General features: G+C 50.8%; 15 protein-coding genes and 1 pseudogene. 9 read left to right on the top strand and 7 right to left on the bottom strand.

All coding sequences use genetic code 11. The annotated features are described in order from the left end of the window. Window positions 1–43 precede the first annotated feature (43 nt). Window positions 44–5,689 carry a hypothetical protein gene (locus JW878_10075; GenBank protein MBN1763400.1) on the top strand — a complete coding sequence of 1,882 codons (5,646 nt, stop codon included), beginning with the start codon at window positions 44–46 and terminating at the stop codon, window positions 5,687–5,689. Window positions 5,690–5,700: 11 nt separating this feature from the next. Here JW878_10075 and JW878_10080 read toward each other — a convergent pair. Next, a pseudogene (locus tag JW878_10080) lies at window positions 5,701–6,190 on the bottom strand (flavodoxin family protein). Between the two features lie 100 nt (window positions 6,191–6,290). Here JW878_10080 and JW878_10085 point away from each other — a divergent pair. Together JW878_10085 and JW878_10090 are read left to right on the top strand one after the other, a co-directional pair. Then, window positions 6,291–6,761 carry a CBS domain-containing protein gene (locus tag JW878_10085; protein MBN1763401.1) on the top strand — a complete coding sequence of 157 codons (471 nt, stop codon included), beginning with the start codon at window positions 6,291–6,293 and terminating at the stop codon, window positions 6,759–6,761. Window positions 6,762–6,798: 37 nt separating this feature from the next. Continuing rightward, window positions 6,799–7,281, top strand: coding sequence for a CBS domain-containing protein (locus JW878_10090; protein MBN1763402.1), 483 nt, complete (start codon window positions 6,799–6,801; stop codon window positions 7,279–7,281). Between the two features lie 50 nt (window positions 7,282–7,331). Here JW878_10090 and JW878_10095 read toward each other — a convergent pair whose 3' ends face one another. Next, window positions 7,332–9,002 carry a site-2 protease family protein gene (locus tag JW878_10095; GenBank protein MBN1763403.1) on the bottom strand — a complete coding sequence of 557 codons (1,671 nt, stop codon included), beginning with the start codon at window positions 9,000–9,002 and terminating at the stop codon, window positions 7,332–7,334. 239 nt (window positions 9,003–9,241) lie between these two features. Between JW878_10095 and pfkA the strand changes: the two genes are divergently transcribed. The 3 genes from pfkA to JW878_10110 are packed head-to-tail and all read left to right on the top strand — an operon-like array spanning window position 9,242 to window position 12,387. Further along, entirely contained in the window at window positions 9,242–10,204 is a 963-nt protein-coding gene (gene pfkA / locus JW878_10100) for a 6-phosphofructokinase (GenBank protein MBN1763404.1), read from the top strand. Between the two features lie 18 nt (window positions 10,205–10,222). Further along, the gene (locus tag JW878_10105) at window positions 10,223–11,485 is read left to right on the top strand and encodes a class II fructose-bisphosphate aldolase (GenBank protein MBN1763405.1); all 1,263 of its coding nucleotides are present in this window, start codon (window positions 10,223–10,225) and stop codon (window positions 11,483–11,485) included. Window positions 11,486–11,505: 20 nt separating this feature from the next. Then, window positions 11,506–12,387, top strand: a complete 882-nt coding sequence (locus tag JW878_10110) for a formylmethanofuran--tetrahydromethanopterin N-formyltransferase (GenBank protein ID MBN1763406.1) — start codon at window positions 11,506–11,508, stop codon at window positions 12,385–12,387. 56 nt (window positions 12,388–12,443) lie between these two features. On the opposite strand, the gene JW878_10115 is transcribed toward JW878_10110, so the two are convergent. Continuing rightward, window positions 12,444–13,268 carry a hypothetical protein gene (locus JW878_10115; GenBank protein MBN1763407.1) on the bottom strand — a complete coding sequence of 275 codons (825 nt, stop codon included), beginning with the start codon at window positions 13,266–13,268 and terminating at the stop codon, window positions 12,444–12,446. A 258-nt stretch (window positions 13,269–13,526) separates the two neighbouring features. On the opposite strand from JW878_10115, the gene JW878_10120 reads away from it, so the two are divergent. Next, window positions 13,527–14,678, top strand: coding sequence for an isocitrate/isopropylmalate dehydrogenase family protein (locus JW878_10120; protein MBN1763408.1), 1,152 nt, complete (start codon window positions 13,527–13,529; stop codon window positions 14,676–14,678). A gap of 263 nt (window positions 14,679–14,941) precedes the next feature. On the opposite strand, the gene JW878_10125 is transcribed toward JW878_10120, so the two are convergent. The 4 genes from JW878_10125 to JW878_10140 form a co-directional block, all read right to left on the bottom strand. Next, the gene (locus JW878_10125) at window positions 14,942–16,270 is read right to left on the bottom strand and encodes a hypothetical protein (GenBank protein ID MBN1763409.1); all 1,329 of its coding nucleotides are present in this window, start codon (window positions 16,268–16,270) and stop codon (window positions 14,942–14,944) included. A gap of 48 nt (window positions 16,271–16,318) precedes the next feature. Then, a complete protein-coding gene (locus tag JW878_10130) occupies window positions 16,319–18,511 on the bottom strand; it encodes a hypothetical protein (protein MBN1763410.1) in 2,193 nt (730 codons plus the stop codon). Between the two features lie 263 nt (window positions 18,512–18,774). Then, window positions 18,775–19,176: a hypothetical protein gene (locus JW878_10135; protein ID MBN1763411.1), complete on the bottom strand. Its 402-nt coding sequence runs from the start codon at window positions 19,174–19,176 to the stop codon at window positions 18,775–18,777. Continuing rightward, on the bottom strand, window positions 19,173–20,561 hold the full coding sequence (locus tag JW878_10140; GenBank protein ID MBN1763412.1) for a DUF2254 domain-containing protein: 1,389 nt from the start codon (window positions 20,559–20,561) through the stop codon (window positions 19,173–19,175). Before JW878_10140 ends, JW878_10135 begins: the two co-directional genes overlap by 4 nt. A 228-nt stretch (window positions 20,562–20,789) precedes the next feature. Here JW878_10140 and JW878_10145 point away from each other — a divergent pair, with 228 nt between their 5' ends. Both JW878_10145 and JW878_10150 read left to right on the top strand, forming a co-directional pair. Then, window positions 20,790–21,071 (top strand): rubrerythrin, encoded by a 282-nt coding sequence (locus JW878_10145; protein ID MBN1763413.1) that lies wholly within the window; start codon window positions 20,790–20,792, stop codon window positions 21,069–21,071. Between the two features lie 64 nt (window positions 21,072–21,135). Continuing rightward, window positions 21,136–21,462: a desulfoferrodoxin gene (locus JW878_10150; GenBank protein MBN1763414.1), complete on the top strand. Its 327-nt coding sequence runs from the start codon at window positions 21,136–21,138 to the stop codon at window positions 21,460–21,462. Window positions 21,463–21,572: the final 110 nt, after the last annotated feature.

The raw sequence follows: 21,572 nt of genomic DNA on the forward strand, positions 1-21,572 counted from the left end.
GATCCATATCCACATACCGGACGTCAATTTCAGTATCGTTGAGGTGAGTACCGATCCGGTAACACTTATTAAGCGGTATAGAGTGCATAATTATGGTGATACGCTCACTGATTTTACCGTTTACGCCGACGACAGTATAAAGAATAACGTGATGTTCCAGCCGGCGATGAACCATTACAATCTTTACCGTGGTGCCGTGGTTGAGTTTGACGTTCTACCCATCTTCTCCCCGGAGTCACCCCCAACACTCGGCAGTTGTCCGAGCTGTCTCGCGGGCCTTGGGGCGGGTGGCTTGAGTGGTACCATCAATGCAAAGGGCGCTGGTGTTTCCAAAAGCGCATCTGCAACCTTTTCATGCCCGGAAGGAGAGCAAGTCCGGTGCGTTACCCTGAACAACGTGGGTATTTTAAGAAAGGTGAATGATTGGTATTGTACGAACCGCCCCAATATCAACCTTAAATTTGATGTTCCCGCGGGATTCGAGAGTGCAAATGTGAAGAAAGCGACGCTAAGAATAGATTTCAATCCTTTTTTCGGGCTTCATGAACTTGAGAAACACGACGTTGACGTCTATCTCAACGGGCATAAAGTGGGGAGCTTATCGAATACGATCCCACGCGGTGTCTCGGAGTTTGACCTGACTCCTTCTTATCTGGCCTATGCGAGTGCCGGTAAAGCGGATAACAAAATCGAATTGAGGACAACGCATCTGAACGGTGGCCATTATGCGGTTGCATCGAATGCGGTGATTCAGGTCTGTGTTGACAACCTTACACTGTGCGTCTGCGCGCCCAGTCAAGAAGAGGCGCTGAACCGGGCGAAACAAATGAGTGTTCTCGAACCTTCGCTCTCTTCGATCACGGTAAGCATAGCGGAGCCCGCGGAAAATCAGGAGGTGCAGAAGACCAAGACCGTGACTATAAGCGCACAGGTGACCGGTGATGGCTCCTCGGCAGATGATCTCGCGGTAACCGCGTCCTTCAGCAACGGCGATAGCAACGTTATGCTCTCGAGTGCGGGTAGCGGTGCCTACACGGGGCAGTGGACCGTCACCAATGCGAGTGCTTCTCCTACCGGTGAGTGCACAATCACGGTGCGAGCCGCGACGTGTGAAGCAAGTGGGGAGGCAACCCGAAAGGTGAAGATCTCCGCACCTGATGCGCTCATGGTTGAGATCAAAAAGCCGGAGGATAATTTTGTCGAGCAAAAAGATAACGAGGTGGTAATCAGTGCCCAGGTGAACTATTATACCACGAGCACCAAGGAACTCGGTGGTGTCGTGAAGCACGACGAACTTGACTCGATCGAGGCAGAAGTTGACGGCTCTACCATAACTTTACTAGATACCGGAAAAGGCGCTGGCACGGAGGATGACGGCCTCTATGCGGGCATCTGGACGCCGACGGAGACCAAAGAGTACACGATTAAGGTAACAGCGAAGAAGAGCGAACTGAAAGACGGAGAAGACGAGGTGAAGGGGATCGTCAGTAGTTTCCTACTCTTAACTATCCCCGCGTCATTCGCAAACGTTCACCCATATAAAGAGTATGTTATCGCACTTCCTCAAAGTCGTTACGAAAACGCTCCCGTTTTTCAAAGAGGCGTTGAGAAGCCACAATTTGAGGTTAAAGGGTTAACAGGAGTGCCCGAAGGTTACGAGTTGCGGGTGGTGATCGAAGAGCCCGAAGGCCGAGGACAATACCACGTCGTGAAAAATCTCACGATATCCGACGGGTGGACTGATGACAAGGTGGTGGGCGAATGGGATTGGTCGGATAATTCCGGCACGAGGGGTGTGAACAGTATTCCAATCGGCGTGTATAAGGCGCAGGCACAGCTCATCAATAAGACAAACAATAAAATAAAAATTGTTCAACAGAGTTATACAAAAGAATTTTACGTCATCTTCGACTGGGATTCCACCCATAAGGACTTTATTACCAACGACAATGCCTATGTTTTTTACAACTATCCCTCATATTTTGGGTATGGAGGGGTTGGATACAAACTCCACATGTACGATGAGCGGATATGGAAAGAAGCGCTAAAAGAACTTTCAAATTCCAAAACGGCTGCATTTAGAGGCATTGATTTAACCAGTAGAGCGCGTGTGGCAAGAGCATTGGGAGATATGAGCTTTATCACCAATTATATCTCATATCCCTCGGAAATAGATGATCACTGGCCTGGGAGAAACAACCTGTGGTACGATAATATAAAAGCTTTGGATGAAGGAACGGGCACTTGCACCGATCAATCCTCGTTATCAATAGGAATGTTACGGGCGGTCGGCATCCCGGCGCGAATCACGAATATCCAGGGTAAAGGGGGATTGGGTCCAAATTATCAGGATCAGACTCACTCGTTCTTTGAGGCTTGGTATGATGGGGACTGGCACTGGTTCGATCCGACCAATTACGGAGGGGAAGATGCGGGAACCGTTGGGACCAACGAATACACGCAAGAAGGGACGCAATACAGACCTGAGGGTTTTGGGTTAAAGAACAACGGCTACTGGGTGATAACGTCGCAAAGCGTTCCTGGAAACACTCCACCAGAGAACATCTACAAACGGTATAACTACAATCTTGACGTTGTGGGTTTACGGTTTGATAAAGCCAGCTACAAACCGGGTGACGCGATGAATATTGAGATCGCCGTTAAGAACACCGGTGAGATCACCATTCCCAGCCCGCGTTTGGAAGTGAAGATATTGACCGAGAGCTACGTCGGGGACACAACAACCGGCTCCATCTCTTTTTATAAACCGTTCGCCGATATCGACGTTGCGGCTAGCCTTGCACCAGGCCAGCAGGAAAATAAGACGGTGAGTGGAGTCGTTCCTCCTAAAAAGTCTTATACGGAGGTTTATATTGTTGCAAAACCTTACACGCCCTGGGGTACAAAGAAAGCCTATACCACCTCTTTTTACCGCGTCAGAATTCCGGGAATGAGTATCGCTCCGCTCTATTCCATTGAGGTAGATGGCCTTAAGCAGACCTTCCAGCGGTTCAACGGCACCTTCTTCGAGTCGAACGCGAGCAACGAAACGGCGTTTATCCGGGATAGTTACGTGTGGGATGAAGTGCCGGTCGCCGTTGACCTGTACAGCGAGCTTAACGCGGATCGCAACTACTCGAAGACCATTGTCACGATCGAAAACCCCGATGACGCATCGCATGTCTATACCTTCTCCATGCCGCTCTACGGGCTTGGGGATGCCGCTTATGTGCCAGGGACCGGGACGATAGCGTCAAATACCACGTTAAACGCCAAGGCGGGTCACGTTATTATGTATAACTACTCGTCGGATGATGACGCCAACGTCTCGATCTATGCATTCTCAGAAGAGGCGACGATACTGGCCGTCGAGCTCTTCGAGCATGACAGCGTTCCGCTCGTGAAGGCTGATGCATGCTGGAACATAACCTTATCACCGGGTTCTTCATATGAATTCAGCGTTTATTCTTCAACGAGACCTGCAAACATTACCGCACCTTCTGACGACGACACCTGTGCCAATGCAACACCGCTCACGCTCGGTATCGCATCATCCGGCGCGATTGACCCAGTTGGTGATCTGGATTGGTGGAAAGTGGACGTGCCAACTACGGATTGTCCCCAAATCCTGAACGTCACCCTGGACGGACCTGAGGATCAAGACCTTGACCTTTATGTGTATGCTACTTGCGACTCAGAGTACATTTCCGCTCCCTGGTTATATGGTTCTCATGAGACCTGTTTTATAAATGCCACGCCCGGAACGTACTATATCAAAATAGAGGGCTATGACAATAGCACGGGTAACTATACGATCTATACGTCTATTGCGCCGAACGCTGACTACTGCTGTGGTGCCATGCTTATACCCCTGGGATATCATGGCTGCGCGTGGATTGATCCCGCAGGTGATCGCGACTGGTGGAAAGTGGAGCCGTATGGAGGGGACCTGGAAGTAAATTTATACGGACCAGCGGGTGAAGATTTCGATCTCTACGTGTATGACTCCTGCACTGCCACGGAGCCCTTATGCGCGCCGCTCGAAGCGGATGCGAACGAAACCTGTACAATCGACGTGGATCCGGGAACCTACTACATAAAAATAGAAGGATATGGAGATAGCACGGGCTACTATGAGGTCTGGTGGTCTGAGATACTCTTCTCGGCTCCGCCGGCTAGCCAGAGCCCGGGGGGACTTTCGGTTTCAGAGCACGAAGCAGCGTCAAAGAAGCTCACGGAACTCAAACCTGCAGCTCACCGAGTAGCCGCTGCTGAATTCAATTTCTCTGAGATACATGCCACGTTTGCGGATGAGATCGTTACGCATAATGATAGTCTCTTGAATTTAGAGGTGAGTGCACCGGAGAGCGTACGAGTTGGCGAATCCGTTCCCATCACGGTGACCGTGGGTAATGGCGGTGTTGTGAAAGAGACAATGGATCTCACGCTAAACGTATCGAAAACTGCCCGCTATTCCTACACCCCCGAGATCATCTATACAAATACAACAACCGTCTCGGTCTCTCCGAACTCCGCAAAGAATGTGACCTATTCGGTCGATATACCCACCGATACGGAGATCGGCGTTTGGAACATCAACGTGGACACGGATAAAGGCATTGGAGCAGAAGCAGCGTTTACCGTAGCGGATGCGTTTGACCTCACTTGCACGCAGAACCTCACCGTATTGCAGGATTCGATCTTCGTCTTCAACGCAACCGTCACGAACACGTGGGATACCGCCGTGCATGACGTTAATGTCTCCGTTGAGCTTTACTATAGCTTCAATACCTCAGAGCCCGTAGAGAAGCAGCTTGGCACGCTTCTCCTGAACGAAACCCGGGCGGTCAGTTGGCAACTGACGGCTACCTCTTCTGGAGAACTGCCCATTGAGGTACTGGCAACTTCAGATGATGGCGGTAGCGATACCGTAAGCACCTCTGTAACCGCACTCTCACCACCGATCCTATGGATACCGACTGTTATCAACCGAACAAGTGCTCCTGACCCCGGCACAAATAAGACCATCTTCTTGAATCTCACCGTTCAAAACTGGGGCGATTTGCCCGCACAGAATGTTCAAGTTCAGCTCATTTTGCCCGCGCATGCGACCTCCACCGTCGTAACGCATGCTCTCGGCACTCTATCGGCCGGCGAGCAGAAGAATATCTCTGTAGATCTCACGTACGGCACGCAGAAAGATTTCGCTTTCGAGGTGGTTGCGAACGATGATGCGAACCACACGGCGACAAGCACGATTATGATCTCGCAATCAGGTCTCTACGAGGATACATTAGATACGGGCTCCGGGGGCTATCCGAGCATAGCTGGTATCCATACAGGAGTCATAAAGCCAAGTCACGAGATTAACGTATCGACGCTCTACACGTATCCCTGCCCTGGCACAGGAGGGCATACCGAATATGTGTGGATTCATGGTGCTGGTGTTAATGCGAGTGCCACTTGGAACGGCTATCAGGATGGATATCAGTCCCTCGAATTTCCCGAGCCATTTACCTTACATGAGGGGGTTACCTATTATTACACCATTCGCACCGGCTCGTATCCGCAGATCATCCACAAACAGACCCATCCCACCCTGGATGACTCGTTCATCAATTGCACGACCTTCACGGACGTCAATGGGCGAGTGTACACCGATTGGATACCAGCGATACGGTTGTACTGAAAAGCGCGAGATCACGGTTGTCCCTGTTTATTCACCAGCGTCAGGGCGTTTCTTGCGCTCAACGAATGAGCTTGAGCGGCAGCTTCTAAATCAGTAGCATTGGGCCTGCCCCTGTTTATTCCGCCAAGGAGTTTTAATGGCCCTGCACTATCAAATCCACGGCACGAGAATTCGCCAACAATGTTAAAGCCGCTCTTCACTAATTCCCGCCGTAACCGTCGATTAAGAATACGACCCGCTCGTAGCCCGCTCGTCGCTAAAATGAGCCTTCTTGCCCTTTACCCGCGGCAACCCGCTCACGAGATCCAACAACTTCCGGTCGTGTTTGCCCCAATAGATACCGGAACCGATCTGGTCATAGTCTGCAAGGTCAGGAATATCGGTCTCGCTCAGGTTCACTAATTCCGCATTGAGATGAGCCGCTATTTCCTGCGTAATCTTTTTCGTATTACCGTGGTGCTTCGAAGAGCAAAAATTAGCTCTCTCAGAACCTCTGCAAATAGGCGGTCAATTTAGGAGTACTTTTATCTGTTTCGGTCACTGATTAACACTAAGGGGCATAGATAGGTAGATAGGCAGTGAGGTAGAATAGGAGAAAGCAATGAAAGAGAAGGTTGCGGAGATTATGGACCGGGATGTCATTACGGTGCATGAAAACGACTCAGTGCTGGACGTTGCACAGGTATTCAAAGCGAAGAAGATCGCAGGTGCGCCGGTTCTCAATGACAAGGAGGAAGTGGTTGGCGTGATCAGTGAAGCGGATATTTTAAAAATCCTGGACGATTCGCACTGGTACACGCCGATTTTCACCGCACTGTACTATTTACACCTCTACGGAGAAGGTGAAGAGGCGCACGGCATAGAGCAGGATGTAGCAAAAGCGCACGCGCTGAAAGCGAAAGAGATAATGTCCAAAGATCCGCAAACGGTGCCGCCCGATGCGTTAATCGACGATGCCGCGCAGATTATGCACGCAACGGGTTTTAATCGGCTGCCCGTGGTGGACGAAACAGGCACGTTGCGTGGAATCGTTACGCGAGCGGATATACTCGCTTCACTGTATGAACATTAGTATGAACCTTAATTAGAATGAAAGGAGGAACGAAGGAATGGTAACAAAGGCAAAGGTTAAGGTCAAAGAGCTGATGACCACGGACGTTATCGCATTCAAGCCGAGCGATAAGATCCAGCAGGTGGCGGAGACGTTTCGAGTGAATAGAATTAGCGGTGCGCCGGTGATTGACGACCAACGCCGAGTCATTGGCGTGATCAGTGAAGCGGACATCATGAAACTGACCGCAACGATCCCCTTTCCCGATATAGACCCGCTTAATCCGTTTCCCGTCTTCTCGCTATCTGCATACATGAAACAGGTAAGGGATATTCAAGAAGAAATTGCCACACTGTTCGAAGGCGAGGTGAAGGACGTGATGTCGAGAAAACCGGTAACGATTTCTCCTGAAGACTCGATCTCCAATGCTGCGCGGATAATGCGTAAAAACGATTTCAACCGGATTCCCGTGGTGGACGCCGACGGGAAATTGGTAGGGTTGATTGCACGGGACGATATTATCGGTGTTTTTGCACGGTAAGTAAGTTACGTAAGCCGTCCCCCAGAGCATTTGCGGGAACTCTACAGAGTTCAGAGCACATACGGGCCGGCGAGCATGATGACGATTGAGGAGAAGATGAAAAGAGCGATAAAGGATGCAATGGCCTTTGCGACTTTTTCTTTGCGCTTCTCCTCCTTTATGCCGAGCTGCAACACGGGGTTCAGCATCTCGCGGAATACGTAGCCGCCGTCAAGCGGAATGGCCGGAAGGCAGTTGAACAGGCCGACGTAGAAGTTTATCCAGCCCGTCCAGAACAGGATATCGGCCGTCCAGAAGATACCACTGCCGAGGAGTGCCGCACCACTGACCGGCTCGTACAAATGCGCGAGCAGCGGGTTGAAACCGCCGAAGCCCGTAGGTAACGGCGCGATGGGCATAATGGTCAGCCAAATCCAGCCATTCAACCATTGGCCAGGTGAGAACGTAATAAATGACCGAGGCAGGTTCCGCAGCCCGTCAAGATAGTCCTGTGTGGGGAAATTCACGATTGTTGTTCCTAAAGGGCTATTGGCGACGAGCACGCCTAAGAACCCGATCTGCTCGGTGTACGGCGACTCTGCCAACTCCACAGTAACCGTTTTTTTATCTGTTTCTATTTCTATCACCTGTGCCGGCGTTGTCGTGTCCATGAACGCGCTGAAATCCTCGTAGCTGGTTATGCGCACGGAATCCATCCGTATTATGCGCATGCCACCGGTTAAACCCTCGTTCGCTGCAGGCAAGCCGTCCTCAACGCCGACGATGTAGACACCCGTGCTTCCGGAACCATCGGACACGACGAGTGTCCTTTCTGCTCCGCCCCTATCCAGTACCGTGATCTGCGTCTCATCTTGTGTGCGCAGCGCGGTGTTCAGCTCCTCCAGACGCGTAACCGGTGAGCCGTCAACCATGGTGATGAACATTTCAGACTCTAGGCCTACGCTAGCCGCAAGACTCCCCTCGGCAACGTCGTACACATACAGCACGTTATCGCTAATCGGCTGTACAGAAAAGAGAATAGCAAAGAACAAGCTAAACGCAACGAACGCCACGCAGAAGTTGCTGGTCACACCTGCGGACAGTATACGCGTCCGCTCACGAGACGTTGCTACTTTCTTCACCGTCCCTTTCGACTCACGCGCCTCAATCCCTTCTTTCCCCGGTTCACCCCTCTTCTTCTTTTCCTTTTCTTTCTCGCCAAAGAGCTGCTCACTGTCAGGCTCTGCGAATGCGCCGATCGGCACCAAGGCCACCAGAAGCCCCATGGACTTCACTTTGATCTTCTCTACCGTGCTCAGGACGGCATGCGAGAGTTCATGCACGACCAAAGCGATCACGAAGCCCACCCATGCACTGAGCGGTATGAACTCGTTCAATCCCGGTATAAGCAGCCAATTCCTCGGCTCGTTTATCTCCGTGGGTTCCGGGTGCGCCATGAACGTTGCATACGTGCCGTACGCGACAAGGACGAACATGAAGACCATGGCAATAAGCACTAAAACCGTGCCGATATTCGCGTAGACACGCCAGAATCGCTCCCGTCTCGTACCGGTAGACAACCGTTCCAATAAGCGCTCCCCCCGTTTCGTCCGTATCATCAAGACGGGCCCGACCGCGGAGATATTATACCGCTCCAGAATGCCCTTCCTATCAAGTGCCAAGACGATAAGCCAGTAAATCAGAAATAGGTACAGCATCACCGTCAGATAAAACACGTCCATTTTCGTTTCCTTAGCGTAAGTGAGAATACACGTAGAGGTATAAATAATTTCGAGTGATGAGCGTGGCAGCAGCCGTTTCGTTAACCGGGAAAGCGTTACGCGAACCGTTATTTAACGCTCCCCGACACTCTCTGGGTACAGGGCTGGCATTAATCTCTGAGCGCTAACGTACATACTTAAAGGATGAGATGATTTCTCTAAGTAGAACGCAATAAGGAAAGGAAACGTAGGAATCGATGATAAAGCGTATTGGTGTGTTAACGAGCGGTGGCGATGCGCCTGGAATGAATGCGGCGATTCGGAGTGTGGTACGATACGGCGTGCATCATAACGTCGAGGTGATCGGGATCTTTCGCGGCTACGCGGGGTTGATTGACGGAGAAGTGAAGGCGTTGGACCACCGCTCGGTTTCGGGTATTATTAACAGGGGCGGGACGATTCTGGAGACCGCCCGCTGTGACGAATTTTTAACGGAAGCGGGGCAGCGAAAGGCGGTAGAGGTCGTAAAACGGAATAATATCGATGCGTTAGTTCTGATTGGAGGAGATGGCACGTATCGAGGGGGGATTCAGCTCTGGGAGAAGTGGCATATCCCGTGCGTCGGTGTACCGGCAACGATTGATAACGATGTTAGTGGCACCGATATCACTATTGGTGCGGACACCGCGATAAATACCGCCTTGGAAGCAACCGATAAGATTCGGGATACCGGCACGAGCATGGAGCGGATTTTTGTGGTCGAAGTCATGGGTAGAGAGAGCGGCTACATTGCGATCCAGGTTGCGTTGGCGAGCGGCGCCGAAGAGGTGCTGGTTCCTGAATTGAGTTATGAGTTAGAGGACATGGCCCAGGATATTGCCAAAGGGAGTCTCAAAGGAAAAAAGAGCTGGATTATTATCGTTGCGGAAGGCGAAGCGAAGGCAGACGATATTGCGAAGATGATCACCGATATGACGGGATTAGAGACACGAGTGGCGGTATTAGGCCATATTCAACGAGGAGGAAATCCCACCGCGCAGGATCGCATCTTGGCAACCCGGTTGGGTGCAGCCGCGGTCGATTTACTTTTAAACGGTGAGTTTTGCAAAGCAGTGGGCGTACAGGATGGTAGAGTTACGGCCGTGGAGTTCCAGCTCGCGATAAAGGTGAAGGAGACGAATACGATCGATTCGTTCTATCAACTATTGAGGAATTTGACATAAGATGAAGAGCCGAGTACCATGACGGAAGAGGGAGAATTGGATCTGGATGAACTGGTACGCGAATTGGTGCTAACCGAAACGCTAAAGACGAAATCAGAGGTATTTTCTACGATTTCGCACGTAGCAGAAGCGCAGGGGATCTTCCCCGCTTCTATCCTTCCCCTGTATCGCGCACGGGGCCGGGGGGATTTTAGCGGCTTCACAGTGCCCGCAATAAATTTGAGGACGCTTACGTACGATCTAGCACGCACCATTTTCCGGGTTGCCAAGCGGAACCACGCAGGCGCTTTCATCTTCGAGATCGCCAGAAGTGAGATCGGGTACACGGCGCAGCGTCCTCTGGAATATGCCGGCGTGTGCCTGGCTGCGGCGCTAAAAGAGAAGTGGCACGGCGCGGTATTTCTTCAAGGGGATCATTTCCAGGTGAATTCGAAGAACTATCGCCAGAATTCCGAGGAAGAAATAGCAAAACTGCGCGATCTTATCCGGGAGGCGATAGCAGCGGGCTTTTATAATATCGATATTGACAGCTCCACCCTGGTGGACTTGAGCAAGAAGGGACTGAAAGAGCAGCAGAAGTTAAATTATACCGTCTGTGCTGATTTGACTACGTTTATTCGGGCGATCCAGCCGGAGGGTGTCGAGGTTTCTGTTGGCGGTGAGATCGGCGAGATAGGAAAGGAGAACTCGACGCCCGAAGAGCTAGAGGCGTTTATGGACGGCTATCAAGAAGCATTAGGGCCGTCATTGACAGGAATAAGTAAGATCAGTGTGCAAACCGGGACGTCCCACGGTGGGGTGGTTTTACCGGACGGGCGCATTGCCAGTGTGAAGCTGGACTTTGAAACGTTAAAGACACTTTCGCGATTGGCACGCGAGAAATTCGCGCTAGCGGGTGCGGTGCAGCACGGCGCTTCGACGTTACCGGCGGAAGCGTTTCATACATTCCCGGAAGTCGACACGGCTGAGGTGCACTTGGCCACGCAGTTCCAGAATATGGTATACGAAAGCGCTTATTTCCCTCCTGAGTTAAAGGAGAAGGTGTATGCGTGGCTCAAAGAGAACCATCGGGATGAATGGCACGAAGGGCAGACGGAGGAGCAGTTTATTTATAAGACGCGCAAAAAAGCGCTGGGGCCCTTTAAAAGAGAGATTGTGGGCCTCGAACCGGAAATACGGGACGCGATTGCGGCAGAGGTCGAGGCGAAACTCAATTTCCTCTTTAAGGAGTTGAAGGTAGTAAATACGCTATCGGTTGTTAATCGGTATATAACCGTGTAGAAAATGTGAGGAACAAGGAAATGGAGATAGAAGACACGTATTGTGAGGCGTTTGATGGGTTGGTTGCACGAGTCTGCGTTACCGCGCGTGACGAGCGGAGGTTGAAGCAAGCGGCGTATAATGCCACGGCACTGCCCTGCACGGTCTTTGGCGAGTCAGAAGGCGGAATCGAGCAGTGGCTGCTGGGAGATAAGACGCCAGACGGCCGAAAAGGCGCTTTGATTCAACTCTGGGTGAATTACGGTGCGGCGGACGCACCCCAGAAGCTGGAATACGAGGTGTCGAAACGGATACGGCAGGGAATCCTGGTCGTGCCGACGACGTCAGTCTTCAATGCGCTTGCTTCTCCCGATACGTTCGAGACGATGGAGCAAATAGGGCACTGCGGTGATGGTTACGAGACCGTTGAGCGTCGGTATGGAAGAGAGGTCATCGCGGTGCCGATCATGATGGGCGAGTTCGTGATCGAGCGCTCTTTAGGCTATAAGAAGGGCGTGATGGGCGGCAACGTGTGGTTCCTCTGTGACAGTATGAAATCGGCATTAGAATCAGGTGAAAGAGCTATAGCCGCGATAGAAAACGTAGAAGGTGCCGTGACGCCGTTCGGTATCTGCTCCGCAGGCTCGAAACCTGAGACGAACTATCCCGAGATCGGGCCGACGACGAACCATTGGTACTGCCCGACTTTAACGCGGCAGATAAGCGATTCGAAAGTACCGGACGGTGTGCAGTGCATTCCGGAAATCGTGATTAACGGCTTATCGCTCGATTCGGTAAAGGATGCGATGCGCGCAGCGATCGCGAGCGTACGGGATGTTAAGGGGGTGGTGAAGATCTCCGCGGGTAATTACGGTGGTAAATTAGGTAAGTCTAAGATCTATTTGAAAGAGCTGGTGGAGTGAAAGGGAGAGCTTTGTACAAACTTACGGTGAAAATACTCTTGAACGCTTATCCCGTCTTAGAATAGCCTTATCGCCTGTATCCAGTCATAGTAGGTTTTTCCGTTCGTATCCGTAAATTGAGTGCAATTTATCCAGCCGCTTTCGGTTGACAGTGTCCTATTATGGTGAATCTGCGGATAAGAGCCCGTGCGAATGCTATAATTGTACGTAGTTCCCGCATAAAGGGTAAATGAGTCGTTGAACGTTATGTTACGCCAGTCTCCCGAATAGCCATTCCATGTCGCCGTCACATTCCATTCGGTGTCACTCCATATCTTTGCGTATTCGGTATGGCCACCGGTTCCAGGGCAGGAATAGGTGTACATTTTTGAGACGTTAATGTCAACGAAGGGAGTGATGGTGCCGGTATGGATGCCTGAGATGCTGGGATATGGATTAGCTAAAGGGCCAGTGTCCAATACGGGTTCTTGAATGGGGATTCTTGTGATGTGATACTCCTCATTGCCGTTTAGGGAGACGCGACAGTCCGTCGCATTATAGCTCCCGTACACTTCTACCGTATCACCAATGGCGATGTCATCATCGAAATATCCCCATGGGAATGGCGGCCCAGAAACCAGACGAACTTCCAGTTCCGGGCACGGTGTGGGTCCACTTATCACCCCCTCAACGGTTACATCCCACCATTTTGTTCCAATCAAACCTTCCGGGTAGCGATCGGTTACCGTGCCTGTGAGTCTGATATCATCAGCATTCGCAAGTGTAACGGAGGTCGATAAGAGAGCGACAATCATTACGAAAGCAACTGCAATCACCACCACCTTCGAGCCCGTGGCGCAACTATCTTTTCCCACCGCTCTTCTACACTGCCTTAGTTTCATCAGTGATCAGAAATCGTCAACTGCTTTGATAAAGTTAAAGATTCCGGTTTCTTCCTTTCATTCAATTACCACTCAAATCTTTACGTCTCTCTCCCCTCTCGTCTTGATGTGAGTGAGCACCTTTTTCGGTTCGTGTTGGTGGTCGTTTCACGAACATTTTTATCTCCGTAGGTGGTTTGAAGTACCGGGAGAAAGAATCATTGTTCTTCGCTTTGTTTATTTAGAACGAGCGAACCCACGAGGTAGACGAAAAGAAAAATGAAGAGCTATAAGATTGCGGTCATGCGTGGCGACGGGATCGGGCCGGAGATAATAGAAGAAGGGCTGAAGGTGCTCGATGCGGTCTCCGAGCGCGAGAATTTTGAACTCGACTGGGTGGAATATCCGCACGGTGCGGATCATTATATGGAGACCGGCGAGTTGTTGAGTGAGGAGACGTTAAAGGAGTTGGAGCGGTACGCGGCGATCTATTTCGGCTGCATCGGCGATCCGCGGCTGGAGCCCGGCGTCCTGGAGCAGGGGATACTGCTCGCGCTCCGGTTCTATTTCGATCAGTACGTGAATTTGAGACCGGTGAAGCTTCTGGAAGGTGTTCGCACACCGCTGGCGGACAAAGGACCCGCAGATATTGATATAACCGTGGTGCGTGAGAACACCGAGGATTTCTATATCGGCATTGGCGGCCGTGCAAAAGGCAGTGGCAGTGGTAGCAGCGGCAAAACGCACGACGTCTTGGAGATCATGCGGACGCTCTATCAGGTCAAGTTCGATCTGGACATCGAGACCGATTCGGACGAGCTCGCGTACCAAATCGGCGTGGTGACGAATGAGGGCTGCGAACGCGTGATACGGTTCGCCTTTGAACTCGCGCGTGCGACGGGTAAGACGAAGGTGACGAGCGTGGACAAGGCGAACGTCCTGACGCACTGCTACGGGTTCTGGCGCGAGGTGTTCACCGGCGTGGCGAAGGGCTACCCAGAGATGGAGACCGAGTTCAATTTCGTCGACGCGATCACCATGTGGTTCGTGAAGAATCCCGAGTGGTATCAGGTTGTCGTGACGCCGAACATGTTTGGCGATATTATCACGGACCTCGGCGCGATGATTCAGGGCGGCCTGGGCCTCGCACCGGGCGGGAACATCAATCCCGACGGCGTGTCCATGTTCGAGCCCATTCACGGCTCCGCACCAAAATATAAGGGCAAAAACGTCTCGAACCCGATTGCAACGATCTGGGCCGGCGCGATGCTGTTAGACACAATCGGCGAAAAGCCTGCTGCTGAACAGGTCATAGCAGCGATTGAAACGGTCTTGCGAGAAGGCAAGGTGCGCACCTACGACCTCGGCGGCAGCTCGAAGACGAGCGAGGTCGGCGACGCGATCGTTGCGAAGATCCGGGCACAGGCTTGAGTATCGTTCAAGTACAGGCGGTTTGAGAGCAGAACGGCACGAGCGAGTTCTTAAAAAAGCCTGCTTTTTTTCTGCTCTGATCCTCCCTACCAGATCGAGCCAGTTATGCTACGTTGTGGACTCCAAAAGGAGCTGCTCAGCTATCCTTTCCAGCCTGCTCAGCTCTCTTCGCCGGAACCCGATAAAGAGCTCGGGGGGTTTACCGCCAACGCACGTCTTTGTCTTCGCACTGCGTGGCAGCACCTTTTTTGGGAGTTTACAGATTATTCCTGTAGATCTACCAGCACCGTGTTCTTTTCTAAATATAGCCGAACGCCGTCCTCATGCCCGTAAAAATCCACGATCACTGAGTTATTTGCTGAACGGGTAACGGCATAATCGTAAGATTCGATTAACCCTGATGTTTCAAGCGTCTGATTAAGCCAGGCACCCCAGATTGCGGGATAATTGGTCGTAATCGTAACGGTTAGATTCGGGTACGAGAGGTTATCAGCAATAAGTTCATCATCGCTATTGCTCTGGAATAATCGGACAACATTCACAGGTGCTCCGATGAGTGCAGCCGGAGATCCTGTCAAATTGATAAGAGATATTCTCACGCTCGTACTCCCGTTCGTTTTGTTGAAGGAGAAAACCGAATTAGAAACAACGAAACCTCCTTCCTCCTGGCTCTTGATAACCGCTCCATTTTCATACGTGAGCGCATGGTCCGGGAGGTAGTAATAATTGCTCGCGAAGGTGAGAGCGCCCAACGAGTTGGTGAGCACCACGTTTTCTGATGGAGACGAGAAATTCACGCTTGTATTCAGTAACGTGGGTGTTAGCATTGGATTCCACGTTTTGAACTCAGCGCGGTATTGAATATACCGATGCCCATCGGAAACAGAAGGCACGTCAGAGAGCGAAATCGTATTTACACCATCATTTGATTCAATAGCCGGGCAGTCATACCAGTCTTTCGCATGCGTCATGTTGGGGAACATATCGGATCTGAGCTTCAGGGTGATTTGAGTATTGAACGGGAGCTGTGTGTACCACGAGAAGCCACCATACTTGACGTTGTTGCTGCCGATGTCTTTTCCAATCTGCCCGGTAAGGGCACTGAAGTTGGATTCAAGATCACCACGTGAATACGGAGGCCCAAGAAGAGTCACATTACCAGAAGAAACCTTAACGTTGTTGAGCGTAGTAGCATTGAAATCTTCATCAGTCCACCTGCCGGAGTTGCCCGTTCCTGTTTCGTTCAATTTCACCGTAACGGTCCCGAAATTTGGTGAGAAGTTCAATGAGCCTGATGCAAGCGGTAATGAAAGCCTGGAATCCTTAAGAGGGGTCATTTGGATGGGCGCTGATGTAGATGCACCTCCCGATTGAGCACGTGAGAGATCCTGGATACCCGCATTGAGCACGATAAAATCTTCGAATACGGCGTTTGCGTGGTTAAACTCGCACGTCCGTGTGGCAATAGGCACCTGAAGTGGAAGATACAAAGCCGTCATGACAAGTGCGGTCGAGATGAGGAGGTATGCACCTAACGCTATGGAGAGCGCCTCCTCAGATCCGACAAGCGATCCTTTTCTTTTCCGTTTCATCTTATTCAGCAAGCACCTCTCGAGATCGTGAAAAGGAGGAGAGTAAAGCTATTTTTCGATTCCTATCTGCGCTGCGGATTTCTTTAGCCATAAACTCGTAGGTCTCGATTCATCACCATAGAATATTAGTTGTCGCGTGGATCCATCACGCCTGATATAGTAGTTTCCCGGCGCGGTGCCCCAGGTCAGGCCTGCCTCTTTGCACGTCTCGTTAAACCAATTTTCCCACGCGGTTGGATAACGGGTAGTGACACTGAGGGTGAGATTATAGAAGATCAAACCGTCGGTGACCAGGGCAGCATCGTCGTAAGAAGCATGTATGGTTGAGCTCAATCCGCCACTGATGGTTCTGTTGCCACCTGTGAGACCAATATCAGTAACTTTGAGCGAGGTGAGATTGCCCTGTTTGCTCACCGAAATGGGTGGAGCGAAGATAAGGAAGTTGCCACCCGCCGTCTGGTTTCGTATCGTCGCACCGTGCGCATAGATGAGTTTGAAATTGGGAAGATACAGATAACGGCTGTTAAATTCGATGCAGCCGGAAGAGCTTGCAAGGACGGGTAGTTTCCCGTACTCGTAGGAGATATTAATCGCGTGGAGTACCGGCGTTCTACTGGGATTGAAGGTAATGAGTTCTGCTCGCCATTGCAGATAGCGATGCCCATCTGAGACCGAAGATAGATCAGAGATGGCCTGGCCCGATACGACGGGCGGGCATTTCTCCCAGGGGAGGGCGTTCTTCATATTCGGATCCAGGGAAGACCGCACTTTCACGATTACATCGGTGCCAATCGGAATGGAAGCATCATAGGTGAGATTACCGTAGTGGACGAGATAGTGCTGGGTATCGTACCCGATCTGTCCCTGGGATGGTGTCATGTTGGAGACGAGGTACCCAGAAGAGTGGTATAATATGGTGGGGATAAATGGCGCTCGATACACGCTTTTTTGACCCACGTTTCCGGGATCGCCGTACGAGGAGCCCGCTCCACCGGTTCCATTACCCACGTATAGACTGTTGTTTATCGCATCGACACCAGGAGCTAAACTCTCGTCGTAGGTTACCTCAACAATTCCACCGCCGCCGCCACCACCTCCAGCACCGAAGTTAGTTTCACCCTCGCCGCCTTTACCGCCCACGGCATAGAGCCTTCCGGTGATGTTGACGGCATCGCCCTTTATGAGAATGTATCCGCCACTTCCGCCACCGCCACCGGCACCTTTGAAGAAGCCGCCCTTACCCTGATACTGCTCCTTGCCCTCACCGATTGAGCCGTTGGCGGAGATGATACCACTCAGGTCTATAAAGGTTGCTTCGAGCCAGATGAGCCCGCCACCGTCGCCGCCAGTCCCCCCGGAGCCGAGTGTCGGCTGACCTTGCGGTTCTCTCCAATCGCCACCGCCACCGCCACCAGAACCCATAGCCTCAACCAGACCGGGTGCGCTTCCACCAGAGCCCGGGTTATTGCCCCCCGCGCCACCTGTTCCACCGTATCCGCCACCGCCGCCCCCTAACTCAAAATCGACACCACCCAGTCCGCCACCGTCGCCGGATCCATTTTCTCCCGCGGCGCCACCAGGCCAGCCTTCACTACTTGCGGTTATCTCAGAACCAGCTTCCACAACGAGGTTTGAGGCATGAATCTTTATTGCGCCCCCTTTGATCGTCAGGGTTGCATTATTCCGCACAATGAACCAATCGTAATAGCAATCGTAACAATTGACCAGGAGGATGGTATCATTCTCGATGATCCTGTCCTCTTTTATCTCGGGCTCCAGGGTGGCGTCCCATGCGGTTACTTTGACATGGAAGCTGTCATTCTCGAAGGGCAAGAAATTGGTGGTATTCCAGGAGCCCGTTCCTGAGTCTTCTGTCGCATCAGGTGCACACGCCAGGCACTCGAAACCTTCTTCACCCGAGTCGAAGCGAAGTGAGCCGCCGGTACTATACACGCCGACGAGCGGAATGCTTCTTGATTCCATTCCGAGCGGACAGGCGGCCGATGACGTAGGATCTTCGCTTAACACGGCCATGTCGATGGTAGCACCGAGATCCGCGAAGTCCTGGATCACTTTGGACGCGTGCTCGGCTTCGAACTCCTTCGTCAATTCCGGAACCTGCTGCGCAAAGAGGATCGCAGTGGCAGAGAGCACAATACCCATGATGAGCACGAAGCCGATAACTACAGAGACTGCCTTTTCCGCTGCTAAGAAGCTCCTTATCCCTTTTTTCCGCATCATTTCCGAGTTTGACGTCAGTGCGCCCTGAGTGGCAAGAATAAACGCCACGGCGTGGTTATTAGTACTAACAGAGCTCGGAGAGCGCTTATATAGTTAATGCCTGAAAACGTTGCTCGATTATGCATTACTTGCTCGATTTGAGCTACGCCTTCCCCGCTTCGTGATGCTCAAAGAAGAAGGTTATTCAGATTTTGATTCGGACTTCGAAGCAGCAGGCATCGGCTTTTGAGTTTTTCTGCTCTTACCAGATCGAGCCAGTTATGCTACGTTGTGGACTCCAAAAGGAGCTGCTCTGCTATTCTTTTCAGCTTGCTCAGCTCTCTTCGCCGGAAGCCGATAAAAAGTCCGGTGGGTTTTCCGCCAACGCACGTCTTCGTCTTTGTGCCCTGTGGTAGCACGTGATTGAGCAAAGGACAAATAACCTTAATCGTATCATCGTGCTCCGTACGAATTACAAGCCCGTTCTCGATGCCGATGATCCAGCTGAACGTTCTTGTCTTCGGCGGGATCAATCCGACAAGAGAAGGATGCTCGATATCTAAGTGTGTGACGGTCGCCCGCGCAAACCCTTTGCGGTGTATACAAACCCGAGCATCGGCTAACTCGACATCGTTCAGGTACACCTGAGCTTTTAGTAGGAGTTTGCCTTCTTCATGGAGAGTCATTGCTGTTGCTCAGCGCGAAGCTTTTGGAGTTCCGGTTTATACAAATCCATAATTTTTGAGAACGGATCGCGTTGTTCTTCAGTTAAGATTGATTGGATATTTCTAATCACAGTTTTAACGACGTTTTCGCGTAAAATTGTTAGTTGTGCAAGATAGTCTGCCACTTCACCTCTCACAACTTCAAATTTCTTTTTCGTAGCTTGTATCCCGATCGTCAAAAGAGATACTGCGGCCCTTTTTACCGCATCTTCAAGGTCATTTTTCGCTACTCTAATTCCAATCGTCCCTAAAGAAACGACTACATGACCTGTTGCATCTTCAAAATCTTTTTCTACGGTAATACACCCTATGAGGAAGAGGAACTCGACTGATATCTTTGTCGCGTCCTTCAAAATTTTTTCTGCAGAAGCTACCCCAACCTTTTCAAGAGATATCGCCGCTTGAATAGCCGCGACCTCAAATCCTTTTTCCGCCGCAGCTTCTCCAATCATCCCAAGTGAAGTTACCGCTAACCTTGTTGCCTCTGAGAGTTTCTTTTCTGCGGTTGATTTGCCGAATATCTCTAAATTCTTAATAACTTCTATGGCAGATTCTTCATCATCCCTGCGTATTGCCAATCGACAAACTCGCTTTAAATGATCGCAAAAAAGCTTTGATATTTTCTCATCGTTATCTGAATCAATAAGTTCAATTACCCGATCAGTAACTGCTCTTAACCCATCCCTCGTCGTCGCAATGTCATACTTCATAATCGAACCATGCACGATGTCCATGATGGGCTGGATTGGATCTTCTTCTGATTTTAAGAGGCTGTCCTTGGTAATCTCGGCTGCCAAGCGGTTTATAATAGTAGCAGGATTCAGAAGATTGATGATGTTCCACATATAGGGAAACAACATGAAAAAAGTAAACGCAACTGCGATATAGGCGGAAAAAAGATGGTACTCAAGATAGCTCCCAAAAAGAGTGATTTGTCTTAAATTCCCGGTTTGTATCATTTTCAAAACTAAGAGGCCGTACAATATTGAGACTACATAAAAGAGCAAAAGAATCCACATATCAGGATTATCCCTGAAAATTCGAATGACCCGTGGCGAATACGCTTGTGCGGTAAGCTGCACGGCGATCAAGGTCAGCGTGACAACAATAGCGACAATGGCCGCTTGAGTTTGAACGAGTGCACTAAGCATGTAGCGGGCACTGTCGACATTGGTTTGAAAAAGATTGAAATATTTGAAAAAGATGGCCCCAACTAATGAAACTAGCAGTGAAAGAAGGAAATATTCAAGAATCCGTGCAGGCCAGAGGTGTCTGATTTCCCACTTGTGGTATGTCTCTTTGGCCTGGGTGACAAGGTTCTTTAAAGCCACTTTCGCATCTTGCATATGAACACCATACTCGTAACATACTATTTAAATCTTACCCTGATGTGGTGCGGCTGCTTCACGTATTCTCACTTGTTGAGCATGGCTGCACCACTCTAAGAGGGGAGTAGAAAATCTTTTAAGTGATGAACGATAATGGATAGCACGCACTGGATTAGCGAGCCCGCTTGCAGACATACATAACCACAGTGGGCTGCTGAGGATGAGTTATGGAGGTGCTGAGAAAAGATGTTGTCCGAAATACCGACGGATGTGGAAAATGTGGATAAGGAGATGCGAGATCGGGAGATTTTGCGTGTTGGCATGATAGCAGAACTCGACGCGGTGAATTTGTATGAGCAGCTCGCGGCCATGGCCGATGATGAAATGATCAAGGCGGTGCTCCTGGATATCGCGAAAGAGGAGAAGACGCACATGGGCGAATTCCAGACCTTGCTGCTGCGAAAAGACAAGGAGCAGGTCGAGGAATTGGCGAAGGGCAAAGAGGAAGTGGAGGAGCTGTTCGAGTAAGTAAGTAGGTAAGGAAGAAAGGAAAGTTGGGTGAAAAAAAGAAGGGGGGTGTTGTAATCGAACCATGAAATTTGGCGCGTTGTTGAAGGGCGCGGAAGCGGAAGGTAAGGAGAAGCATGTGCCTGAAATCGAGATAGGTGCGGACACTGTGCGTGTCATCGTGGGTAAGGAGGTGCCGCATCCCAATACGGTCGAGCATCACATCGAATGGCTAGAGCTGTACGGCGTGAAGGCGAACGGGCAGGTAGTGAATCTCGGCCGGGCCGAGTTCGCACCGACGTACACCAAGCCCAAAGCGGAATTTAAAGTGCCGGTCGCGGACTTCAAGACGTTATGTGCGCTTGAATATTGCAATATCCACGGTGTGTGGGAGAACTGCGTAGAGGTATAGTCAGAAGCGGAGCGTGAAGGTATACTAAGCTAAGCGCGACGAGGTTACAATTTGTTATCCGTGGCGAGCGAAGGATAAGCATCATAAATATAGAATAAGCCTTAAAAGGC

Source organism: Methanomicrobia archaeon (assembly GCA_016930255.1).
GTDB lineage: Archaea > Halobacteriota > Syntropharchaeia > Alkanophagales > Methanospirareceae > JACGMN01.

Bases quoted from the DNA above. Each gene is read 5' to 3' on its own strand.
- JW878_10085 (MBN1763401.1), top strand. From the start codon at position 6,291: ATGAAAGAGAAGGTTGCGGAGATTATGGACCGGGATGTCATTACGGTG.
- JW878_10090 (MBN1763402.1), top strand. From the start codon at position 6,799: ATGGTAACAAAGGCAAAGGTTAAGGTCAAAGAGCTGATGACCACGGAC.
- JW878_10115 (MBN1763407.1), bottom strand. From the start codon at position 13,268: ATGAAACTAAGGCAGTGTAGAAGAGCGGTGGGAAAAGATAGTTGCGCC.
- JW878_10130 (MBN1763410.1), bottom strand. From the start codon at position 18,511: ATGATGCGGAAAAAAGGGATAAGGAGCTTCTTAGCAGCGGAAAAGGCA.
- JW878_10150 (MBN1763414.1), top strand. From the start codon at position 21,136: ATGAAATTTGGCGCGTTGTTGAAGGGCGCGGAAGCGGAAGGTAAGGAG.
- JW878_10135 (MBN1763411.1), bottom strand. From the start codon at position 19,176: ATGACTCTCCATGAAGAAGGCAAACTCCTACTAAAAGCTCAGGTGTAC.
- JW878_10105 (MBN1763405.1), top strand. From the start codon at position 10,223: ATGACGGAAGAGGGAGAATTGGATCTGGATGAACTGGTACGCGAATTG.
- JW878_10095 (MBN1763403.1), bottom strand. From the start codon at position 9,002: ATGGACGTGTTTTATCTGACGGTGATGCTGTACCTATTTCTGATTTAC.
- JW878_10140 (MBN1763412.1), bottom strand. From the start codon at position 20,561: ATGCAAGATGCGAAAGTGGCTTTAAAGAACCTTGTCACCCAGGCCAAA.
- JW878_10145 (MBN1763413.1), top strand. From the start codon at position 20,790: ATGTTGTCCGAAATACCGACGGATGTGGAAAATGTGGATAAGGAGATG.
- JW878_10110 (MBN1763406.1), top strand. From the start codon at position 11,506: ATGGAGATAGAAGACACGTATTGTGAGGCGTTTGATGGGTTGGTTGCA.
- JW878_10125 (MBN1763409.1), bottom strand. From the start codon at position 16,270: ATGAAACGGAAAAGAAAAGGATCGCTTGTCGGATCTGAGGAGGCGCTC.
- JW878_10120 (MBN1763408.1), top strand. From the start codon at position 13,527: ATGAAGAGCTATAAGATTGCGGTCATGCGTGGCGACGGGATCGGGCCG.